The 9,987-nt window shown below is 60.7% G+C and carries 11 protein-coding genes; 6 read left to right on the top strand and 5 right to left on the bottom strand.

All coding sequences use genetic code 11. The annotated features are described in order from the left end of the window. On the bottom strand, positions 1 to 267 hold a 267-nt coding region (locus tag QMB98_RS07455; protein WP_371685067.1), incomplete at its 3' end, for a hypothetical protein. Between the two features lie 115 nt (positions 268 to 382). On the opposite strand from QMB98_RS07455, the gene QMB98_RS07450 reads away from it, so the two are divergent. The 3 genes from QMB98_RS07450 (at position 383) to pgm (ending at position 2,881) form a co-directional block, all read left to right on the top strand. Further along, positions 383 to 895 carry a TetR/AcrR family transcriptional regulator gene (locus tag QMB98_RS07450; RefSeq protein ID WP_371685066.1) on the top strand — a complete coding sequence of 171 codons (513 nt, stop codon included), beginning with the start codon at positions 383 to 385 and terminating at the stop codon, positions 893 to 895. A gap of 9 nt (positions 896 to 904) precedes the next feature. Continuing rightward, positions 905 to 1,033 (top strand): hypothetical protein, encoded by a 129-nt coding sequence (locus QMB98_RS07445; protein ID WP_371685065.1) that lies wholly within the window; start codon positions 905 to 907, stop codon positions 1,031 to 1,033. A 195-nt stretch (positions 1,034 to 1,228) separates the two neighbouring features. Further along, positions 1,229 to 2,881 carry a phosphoglucomutase (alpha-D-glucose-1,6-bisphosphate-dependent) gene (pgm, locus tag QMB98_RS07440; RefSeq protein ID WP_371685064.1) on the top strand — a complete coding sequence of 551 codons (1,653 nt, stop codon included), beginning with the start codon at positions 1,229 to 1,231 and terminating at the stop codon, positions 2,879 to 2,881. Positions 2,882 to 3,024: 143 nt separating this feature from the next. Here the strand turns inward: pgm and QMB98_RS07435 are convergent, their stop codons facing one another. Further along, a complete protein-coding gene (locus QMB98_RS07435; protein ID WP_371685063.1) occupies positions 3,025 to 3,810 on the bottom strand; it encodes a lysostaphin resistance A-like protein in 786 nt (261 codons plus the stop codon). 334 nt (positions 3,811 to 4,144) lie between these two features. On the opposite strand from QMB98_RS07435, the gene QMB98_RS07430 reads away from it, so the two are divergent. After that, the gene (locus tag QMB98_RS07430; protein WP_371685062.1) at positions 4,145 to 5,257 is read left to right on the top strand and encodes an App1 family protein; all 1,113 of its coding nucleotides are present in this window, start codon (positions 4,145 to 4,147) and stop codon (positions 5,255 to 5,257) included. A 119-nt stretch (positions 5,258 to 5,376) separates the two neighbouring features. Here QMB98_RS07430 and QMB98_RS07425 read toward each other — a convergent pair whose 3' ends face one another. Next, entirely contained in the window at positions 5,377 to 6,339 is a 963-nt protein-coding gene (locus QMB98_RS07425; protein ID WP_371685061.1) for an ADP-ribosylglycohydrolase family protein, read from the bottom strand. A gap of 31 nt (positions 6,340 to 6,370) precedes the next feature. Then, the gene (locus tag QMB98_RS07420) at positions 6,371 to 7,462 is read right to left on the bottom strand and encodes a VIT1/CCC1 transporter family protein (RefSeq protein ID WP_371685060.1); all 1,092 of its coding nucleotides are present in this window, start codon (positions 7,460 to 7,462) and stop codon (positions 6,371 to 6,373) included. Positions 7,463 to 7,640: 178 nt separating this feature from the next. On the opposite strand from QMB98_RS07420, the gene QMB98_RS07415 reads away from it, so the two are divergent. Beyond that, entirely contained in the window at positions 7,641 to 8,261 is a 621-nt protein-coding gene (locus QMB98_RS07415) for a hypothetical protein (RefSeq protein ID WP_371685058.1), read from the top strand. A 114-nt stretch (positions 8,262 to 8,375) separates the two neighbouring features. On the opposite strand, the gene QMB98_RS07410 is transcribed toward QMB98_RS07415, so the two are convergent. Continuing rightward, on the bottom strand, positions 8,376 to 9,383 hold the full coding sequence (locus tag QMB98_RS07410) for an endonuclease/exonuclease/phosphatase family protein (protein ID WP_371685057.1): 1,008 nt from the start codon (positions 9,381 to 9,383) through the stop codon (positions 8,376 to 8,378). 40 nt (positions 9,384 to 9,423) lie between these two features. Here QMB98_RS07410 and QMB98_RS07405 point away from each other — a divergent pair. Beyond that, a partial coding sequence (locus QMB98_RS07405) for a DEAD/DEAH box helicase (protein ID WP_371685055.1) occupies positions 9,424 to 9,987 on the top strand: 564 nt, incomplete at its 3' end.

Below are 9,987 nucleotides of genomic sequence, written 5' to 3'. Positions count from 1 at the left end.
ACGTTGCAAGAGAAACAGTTTCCCTAAGCGGCCCATATCGAGTCCCTCTTTGGTTTCCGGGTGCAAGAGAAGTGAATGCTTCAGAATCAAATGGATAGTTGATGGTGGCGGAACACCGCGGGCCAGGGGTGGGCCAACCAAGGGGACGCCAGCGAGCGCGCTGTGGCGGCCGATCATCTCGGCACCCGCTCGCATAGTTGATTGTTTCGCTAACTCATGAGTGTTCTGGCTGTATTCAACTTCAGCCAGCGCCCACTCCTGAAGCATCGGGATTCAGGTTCTTGAGCTCAGGAACCGCAACACATTTGAGTGACATGTCGCAAGAGCAAAAGCGCTATTCTGAGGTAGCTCGCAACCCACAGAACCCAGCGAAGGAGACGGGATGGGAGATTCCGGCACGAGGGCACGCGAAGCTCTCATGGATGCCGCGGAAGAGCTGTTCGCCAAGCATGGCATTGACGCTGTCTCGAACCGGTGTATCGCGGAGCACGCGGGAAACGCCAACAACTCTGCCGTGGGCTATCACTTTGGTTCCCGCGACAGGTTCCTGACGGCTCTCTTCAGCCGCTACTTGCCGGAGATGGCGAGGCGCACCGACGAGTTGCACGCGCAGCTGGGGGAGAACCCGTCGGTCTACGACGTCATCAGAGCTCGCTTCCTCCCCCTCATTGAAGAACTCGATCGGCTTCCTCGCCCGAGTTGGCGGGCACAGTTTCTCGCACAAACGCTCACCCTGCCCTCCGTTTCCGCCAACCTCGAACAGACTCTCAGAACACTCCCCGGGAACTTCGATTCCGAACCGGGCAACTCACTGGTCGAGGGAGTCTCGGACAGTGTCTGGCGGGCTCGCTCCGGGATCGTCAAGCACATGCTTCTCGGCGCCTGCGCCTCGTAGGAGCGAAAGATGGACGACGGGACCGCCACCGCGACGTGGCTCCAGCTCGGCTACTTCCTCATCGATGCGGCAGCGGGAATGCTGGCGGCGCCCGTCACCCACCCCGATCAGCACCCCGAGAATGTCGCAATTGACTAGGACAACGACCCGGCCAACCCTTCAACGATTCTTTAGAGTCGAACATGGATCGTGGGGACGGACCTGCGCCTCAACTACTCAAACAACGCAACTCGGCCCGCAACTGCTGGGTGCACCATCAGCGGACAGCGCAATGACCTGACATCAACCGGACTTCTTGCCCACAAATGTGATTTGAGTGGCAAAATGACGGGTATGAACGAACGCGCAGGTACCCCAGCTCGCCCCGAAGATCTCATCGACGTTGATGAACTGATCTCCGCCTACTACAACCAAGAACCGGTTGAACCAGTCGTGTTCGGAACGTCCGGACACCGCGGTTCTGCCCTCGACGGCGCCTTCAACGAGGGCCACATTGCCGCCATCACCGCAGCCATCATCGAGTACCGTCAGGAACTCGGCTACGACGGCGAACTCTACATCGCTCGCGACACGCACGCCCTCTCCGAGCCAGCACAGCGCACCGCCATAGAGGTGTTTGCCGCGGCGGGTGTCAATATCCGCATCGATGCTCGCAACCGTTACACCCCCACCCCGGCGCTGTCGCTGGCCGTGCTCCGTGCGAACGGCGCCGGCACCGACGCAGGTGTCCGCGTGGAGGGACCCGGACTCGCCGATGGCGTTGTCATCACCCCCTCCCACAACCCGCCCCGCGATGGCGGATACAAGTACAACCCGCCGAGCGGTGGTCCCGCTGACTCGGACGCCACCTCGAAGATCGCGGCTCGCGCGAACGAGCTCCTGAAGGACTGGCGTTCCATCCCCCGCATGCCCTACGAGGAGGCACGCGTCGCCAAGACAACGGGCACGCATGACTTCCTGTCCGCCTACGTCGATGATCTCGAGAACGTGATCGACATGGAGGCGATCCGCAAGGCCGGAGTCAAGATCGGTGCCGACCCCATGGGTGGCGCCTCCGTTGACTACTGGGCCGCGATCGCGGAACGCTATGGCATCGACCTGACGGTCGTGAACCCCGAGGTCGATCCGACCTGGCGCTTCATGACCCTGGACTGGGACGGTAAGATCCGCATGGACTGCTCCTCCCCGCACGCCATGGCCGGCCTGCTCGAACGCATGAATGGCGATGCTCCCTACGACATCGCGACCGGCAACGATGCCGACTCGGACCGACACGGCATCGTGACGAAGGATGCGGGTCTGATGAACCCGAACCACTACCTTGCCGTTGCCATCAACTACCTGTTTGAGCACAGGGACGGATGGCAGAAGGACACCGGGATCGGCAAGACTCTCGTGTCGTCCAGCCTCATCGACCGCGTCGCCGATGGTCTTGGACGTAACCTCGTTGAGGTCCCCGTGGGCTTCAAGTACTTCGTTCCCGGCCTTCTCGACGGCTCCCTCGGCTTTGGTGGCGAGGAATCCGCAGGTGCGTCCTTCCTCCGCTTCGACGGCACCGTGTGGACCACCGACAAGGATGGTCTCCTTCTCTGCCTCCTCGCAGCTGAGATCACGGCCGTGACCGGCAAGACCCCGTCCCAACATCATGCCGACCTGGTCGCCAAGTACGGCGAATCCGCCTACGCCCGCATCGATGCTCCCGCGAACAAGGAGCAGAAGGCGAAGCTGGGCAACCTCTCCCCCGAGGACGTTACGGCCACGGAACTCGCTGGTGAGGAGATCACCAACAAGCTGGTCAACGCACCCGGTAACGACGCACCCATCGGTGGCCTCAAGGTGACGACTGAGAACGCCTGGTTCGCTGCTCGCCCATCTGGCACCGAGGATGTCTACAAGATCTACGCCGAGTCCTTCAAGGGCCCTGAGCACCTCGCCGAGGTCCAGGAAGCAGCCAAGGACGTTGTGGACAGGGCACTCAACGGTTAAGAACGGGCCACGTCACGTGCCCCTTGGGCCCGACAAGTAAATAGCTGTCAGCCAACGAGGAAGGGTGCGCGACCAGAGTCGCGCACCCATCCACATGTTCCTAGCGGGACTTCTCTACTTCCCAAGCAGGCTTTTTTACTTCATTACAGCTGGAAGACAAAAGCGGCAGCCAGTGCGCCGCAGGCGTTCAAGGCCCAGTGGAGCCCGATGGGGGCGATGACGGAGTTGGAGCGGTGGCGGAGCCAGGTGAAGGCCGCACCCGCAAGTGAGGTGGCGATGACCGCGAGAACAATGCCGACCCACTGAGCCAGCGTCCCGGAACCAAGGATCTGAGTCAGCCCAGCATTGCCTGCCGTCAAGTTGAGCGACGAAGCGACGTGCCAGAGACCAAAGAGCACGGATCCGACAACGAGGACCGCCCTGATGCCACCAAGCCTCTGCAGGCTACTGTGCAGGATTCCGCGGAAGGCGAGTTCCTCGGGAAGGACAGTCTGGATGGGAATGAGCACGAAGGCCGCGAGGACGGCCTTGCGGGCTGACGAATAGGAGTCGTTGAGGAAGAAGTCACGCGTGATTGGAAGAAGGACGCCGAGGAGAACGGCGCCGAGAACTACGCCTCCTGCAATCCCGCCGTACTTCAGACCCCTCTTGAGGGTCTTGCGGGAGATTCCGATATCGCTCCAGGAATGACCCATGGCCTTGCCGACGGCAAGGATCACGCCAACCCCGACCGGGACCGTGAAGAACCACATGGAGAGCGGCGTGAAGTGAGCGAGGAAATTGACCGCTGCGAGGAGCCCAATGACGGAGATGACGGTGAGGACTTCGCGGCTCGGTCGCCTCGATACCTCGACTGCCCGATCCTCGCCACGCTCCGGATCCGGCGCTGCGTCGGTGTCGACTGCCGTGGGTGCTGTTAGAACTGTCATCGCCAAGCAGTCTAAGCGCAAAAATGCTCTCGACCATAGGAAATGGGAGAACTCCCCAACCGCCAATATCAGCGTTCTTCCAGGTCCGAGAGCTGTGGACTCGTGGTAGTGGGGAGGGGTTCAAGCCGCTTTGTCCTGCTTTGAGTGGTGGCCGAAAATGATCGATGGAGCGATCTTTTGGCGGCCCGCCGTCATTTGTTGACGGTGTGGACATGAGTCATGCTCGTAGCGTTGGAACACGCAATTTGCCGCCCGGGAATCGCCTGAACGGATGCCTGACCTGGAAGCACGATTTCCCTCCGAGGGCACCGTCCCAGCCCGTAGACTCTTAAGCATGGCAATCGCAGACTTTGCACGAAAAGTTGAGGACTCCCTGAACCGAAGGGGCACCGTTAGGCGTGTCGAACAGGGCTGGCGCCCATCAATCATCGGGTTCACCGGGTATGGGTCCACCTCGTCCCTGCACGTGCTCGGTCGCGTTGTCATGGCGGACCCGAAGGAACGCTCCCTCTTCAAGTCGTTCAAACTCCCGCCCTCGACCCACACCGTTCTCGGCCAGGTCCAGGATGCGTTCGAGCAGGCTCAGAAGCTGTCGGAAACCGCGCAACGCGGGTGGCGACAGTTCTTCACCACTCAGGTTGGCTACCTTCCCGTCACGGTTCACGCTGGCGACAAGGTCATTTCCACGAAGACCGACCGCTCCGGCTACATCGACGTACTCGTTCAGGACCACGGACTCGAGCCGGGTTGGCACGAGGTCGAGATTGAGGCCGCAGCGGCGGAGCCGATCAAGGCAAGGGTTCTGATCGTACGTCCCGAGGCAAAGCGCGGCCTGATCTCCGACATTGACGACACCGTCATGGTCACGTGGTTGCCGCGTGCGGCTCTCGCTGCCTGGAACTCGTGGGTGCGCCACACCAACACCCGCAAGCCGGTACCGGGGATGGCGGAGTTCTACGACGAGCTCCTGTCAGACACCCCCGACGCTCCCGTGTTCTACCTGTCGACAGGCGCCTGGAACACCCTTCCCACGCTCGAAGTGTTCCTCACCCTCAATGGCTTCCCCTCGGGGCCCCTCCTACTAACAGACTGGGGTCCCACACCCACATCGATCTTCCGTTCCGGCCAGGAACACAAGAAGACGCAGCTGCGGAACCTCATCATCACGTTCCCCGAGATCGAGTGGTATCTCGTTGGGGACGATGGTCAGCACGACCCGCTGATCTTTGATGAGCTGGCGCGTGAACACCCGCGCTATCTCGCCGGCATCGCCATCCGCCAACTCAACCCCGTCGAGCAGGTCCTCTCCCACGGCATGACAGAGGCGATTGAGGATCGCCGGTCCAGTGACGACGAAGCACGCTACGGCGTGCCCACCATCTACGGCCAGGACGGTTTCCAGCTGATGTCGGCGCTCAAGAGCTTCCGGAAGCAGAAGTCGAACTAGGCATTGGACTTTCCTGAGAGACTGAATTCTCTTGGAAACTGGTCCAGAAACGAGAAGAAGTCTGCCGCACGGATACCGTGCGGCAGACTCAGTTCCTGTCGAGTTATGAACGCTCTCGCCTAGTAGCGGGGGCGGCTCTTCTCAATGATGGTTTCACCCAGGTTGGCGAGATCCTCGCCGGTCAGTCCCGGCCATCCGTGGATCTTGTAGTCCGGGACGGCGTCCTCACCGAAGGCGGCACCCAAGAGGGCACCGGCCACTGCGGCCGTGGTGTCCGTGTCGGACCCCTGGCGGATCGCTTCGAACAGGCCGTTCTGGATTGGGTTGTCCGTGTCCTTTGCCATGACCACGGCGTGCCATGCCGACTGCATCGAGGTGATGGTGAAGGAGTTGGACTCCGGCCTGAAGTCCGGATCCTCCGCTTCCTTAAGTGTGGCAATCAGCGAGGGATGAACATCGGGGTGCAGGAGGTCGAGACCCGCGTACACGTCGATGCGACCGGTGGTCACCGCGTGACGAATGGCCTCCGACCACAGCACGCACGTGTCACCCACCATGGGATCCGTGTGGGTGAGGGCAGCGATCTCGCGGGCTGCCTGAGCCGTGAGTTCACGGTCGTAGAGGAAAGCCAGACCGATCGGGGCGGTCCTCATGAGTGCGCCGTTGCCGGCGGCCCTGTCGGACGTTGCCGAGAAGTAGGCGGCCGCGGCACGGAGTCGCTGCGAAGCGGAGCCTTCGCGGCGGTGAGCGTCCTGCAGGACCCTCGAGGTTTGAATGCCAATGTCGGTGGCGCCGTCCTTCGACCACGCCAGGAACTTCGACGCAATCTCGTCCTGGGCTGCCTGGGACGTGAGGCGCACTCCGGTGGCGGCCACCTGGGCGATGCAGATGGACATCTGAGTGTCATCGGACCATTCGCCGGGTTCGTAATCACCCAGGCCGCCGCCGAGTGGTTCGGGATCACCGCTGAGAGTCAGGGTGTCAAGCTCGTAGGGGACGCCCAAAACATCGCCCACGGCAGAGGCAAGGAGGGTGCCTCGGGCACGCTTCCTTACGGCATCAGTTAGTTCAGGAGTCTCCATAACTAAATATTAAAGAATCCTTGACCAATTGTTAAGCAGATGTACCGAAAAGAAGGCCAAGTGCATAGGTAATAATGCCGGCACCATAACCAATGAGGAGCTGCCTAATAGCGCGCGGGGTCGGGGACTTGCCCGAGAGAATACCCACGACACCACCGGTGAACATCAGGGTGATGCCAACGAGAACAACGGCGATGAGAATCGCGGTCATGCCCGAGGTGAACATGAACGGTGCGATCGGGATGATGGCGCCCGTTGCGAAGAACAGGAAGGACGAGATGGCGGCCCGCCACGGGGAACCAATCTCCTCGTAGTCGGTTCCCTGAATGTGCAGAGCGTTGACCGATTCCTGCTGCTGGATCTTCTGCAGAGTGAGCCGCGAGCGCTCCTCTGCCTCCTCGGAGCTCATGCCGCGAGCGCGGTAAACAAGTGAAAGCTCATTCGCGTCCATGTCCAAAGCCGGAATGAGATCGTTCGACTTCTCTGCGGGCTTGGAGGCCTCGAGGAGTTCGCGCTGCGAGCGGACCGAAACCCATTCGCCGGCGCCCATGGAGAGCGCGCCAGCGAGAAGGCCGGACACACCGGTCAGGAGCACGGTCGAGTTCGATACGTTCGCGGCAGCGACACCGAGCACGAGGGCGAGGTTAGAGACGAGGCCGTCGTTTGCGCCGAACACTGCGGCACGGAACGTACCCGACATGGCCTCGCGGCCACGGGTCGCGAGCGACCGAATGACCTCGGTGTGGACTGCCTCATCGGCCACCATGGCAGGGGTGCTGCCGTTGTCGTGTCGCTTCCTCGTCGCACGCTCTTCAGAGATCTGAATGAGGGCGAGAGCAAAAACAAATCCGAACCAGTTGGCGAGGAAGCCAAGAACGAGGGTTCGGAAGGATGGGAGCAGGGGCTTACCGACGCGGTCACCAAGGAGGTTGCGCCAGTGCATGGCGTGGCGCCTCTCTGCCTCTGCGAGCTCGAGCAGGATCGCCTTCTCCTCGCCGGTACGTTTCTTGGCGAGCCGCTGGTAGATCTCGTACTCGGCGCGCTCTTCAGCAAGGTTCTTCCGCCACTGACGTATCTGCTTGTCACTGGGTTCCACGGATTCAATCCGTTCTGTCGTTATCACCGGACTAGTCTGCACCAAATCTCTGAGAATAAACAGAATCAAAATCGAACGGAACAGTTCATCATCCTCAAATAACACCTATCAACAAGGTTTCGGTTATCCGAAAGATTGACAGTTAGGCAAGTGATACTGTGAAAAAGGTAGTGAAAGTGGCGTCAGTCCGCGCTAGTCTCGGTGTATGGCTAATCACAACGAGGACCAGGGCGAGTCGCTAACGGGGGCGGTGCGACCTCAGTCATCCATGGTGTCCGAGTCCGCCCTCGTCGCGGCGACAGGTCGCGGTCGCGAGGAGTGGTTCGCTCTGCTCGATGAGGCCGGGGCCAAGGAATGGGATCACGCTCAAATCGCCCGCTGGCTTGGTGGCAAGCACGAGGTTGATGCCTGGTGGGCCCAAGGTCTCACGGTCAGCTACGAGCAGTCCCGGGGCCTCAGGGAACCGGGGCAACGTCCCGATGGCTCCTTTGGCGCAAGCTCCTCGAAGACACTTCAGGTCGACATCGACCAGCTGTGGCCCTATCTCTTGGACGAGGATCATCGTAGGGAATGGCTTGATCTTGAACTTCAGCAGAGAAGCAAGAGAAGCAGCTCCACCAAGTCCGTACGCTTCGATGGCGGGGAAGGAACGCGGGTTGCGTTCTATGTTGATGCTCAGGCACCCACGAAGTCCGGGGTGCCCCGCTGCAAGATCTCGATCGAACACACCCGCCTGCAACGCGAGGCCGTGGTCGAAACCAAGGAGTTCTGGAAGGTAGCCCTCAACAATCTCGCGGAGCTCCTCACGAGGGATTCATCCGAGTAGGCACGGGGGCGGACTGCTCTCGCTCCAAAGCAGAGCTACAGGTTCACAGGAGGTCTAAGAACCCGCTCTCCTTCTTTCCGCCTTTCTTCGGTCTTTTTTATCCTGTCCTTGTTACTACCCGACCCTGACGAGCACTCCGCGATGATCGGAGTCTCCGACCTCGACGATGGCGGAGGCCTTCGGGGTCCAGTCGGTGTAGACGTTGTCGATCGGGGAACCGAGGAGGCCGTTCACTGAAGCCGGCCACGTTCCCACCCCACCGTTCCGCCCGTCCAGTGCAGAGGTGCAGGTGCCGCCCGTTGCATGCATGTGGTCAACGGTCGAGTTGAGGTCGCCAGCAAGGATCGTGTTCTCCATACTGCTGCAGACCGAGTAGACCTCGGTGATCTCGCTGCGCCACACGTCCTGGAGGTCCTTGACGGGAGCGACCGGGTGCACGCCGATGATGTCGGGGCCGCCCTCGAGGCTACGAAGGTTCACGGAACCGTAGGTCAGGTCAAGGGAGGGGCTTTGCCGGTACTCCCCCAGGGCAGACGACACAAGGACGGTCGTGGACTCGATCTCGGGACGGTACTGGTCCGCGCCTGAGGAGAAGACGTTGAAGGAGAGTCCGCGCTGGGCGAGGCGGTCCGCAAGATCCTGAGCGTTCTCGGTCGAGGTCTCGGACAGCACGACAACATCGACCCCGTTATCGGCCACGATCGGCTCGAGGTCGCTCATGGTCGTCTGACCGCCGAGGGTGTTGTAGGACAGGATCGTGATATCACCGTTTCCCTGCGACACGTGTGTGACCCCGTAGTCGGGAGGGAGGGAACTCGCGTCGTTCAGCCCGCGGTCCGAGAGGATGAAGTAATGGGAGGCTCCGACAATGAGGAAGCCGGCACTCACGATTCCCATGAAGAGTCCCTTGCGGAAGGCGATGAATCGGATGAGTGCGAGGATGAAGGTAACGACGAACAGCACCCCGAGCACGAGGGCCACAATCCCCCGCATGGCAATCATTTGGCTAACCGGGTAAGTTAACGCCAAGTTGTGATCTCCAACCGAAATAAGTCCGGGATCAAGTGACAGTGCCGTGATCGCGAGGATGAGGACAGTCAATATTGCGTAAACGTATTTCATCCATTCTCCTTCAGGGCCGATAATAGGTGACGATGCTGATATGAGTACCCCCCAACAGCGGCGCGCCGCTGTTCCAAAAATCATCTATCCCGATTTGCCGGTCTCGGCGCGGCGGGAAGAAATCGCGAACGCAATTGCGGCACACCAAGTGGTGATCGTTGCTGGCGAGACCGGTTCTGGTAAGACCACCCAGCTACCCAAGATCTGTTTGGAGCTGGGCCGCGGTATTAACGGAATGATCGGGCATACCCAGCCACGCAGGATTGCAGCCAGATCCGTCGCTGAGCGCCTCTGCGTGGAGATGGGGGTGGAGCTCGGCGCACAGGTCGGCTACCAGGTGCGTTTCACGGATCAGGTGTCGGATCAGACTCTCGTTAAGCTCATGACCGACGGTATCCTCCTTGCCGAAATTCAGGGAGATCCGCTTCTTTCGAAATATGACACGATCATTATTGACGAGGCACATGAACGTTCCCTGAACATCGACTTCCTCCTCGGCTATCTCGCTCAGCTTCTCCCTCAGCGCCCTGACCTCAAGCTCATCATCACCTCCGCGACGATCGATTCGGAGCGTTTCGCGGAGCACTTTGGCCCACTGCAGGCT

This window comes from Flaviflexus sp., from assembly GCF_041440645.1.
GTDB lineage: Bacteria > Actinomycetota > Actinomycetes > Actinomycetales > Actinomycetaceae > Flaviflexus.
The sequence above is the reverse complement of the archived record's forward strand: the minus strand, read 5'-3'. Positions and strand labels throughout refer to the sequence as shown.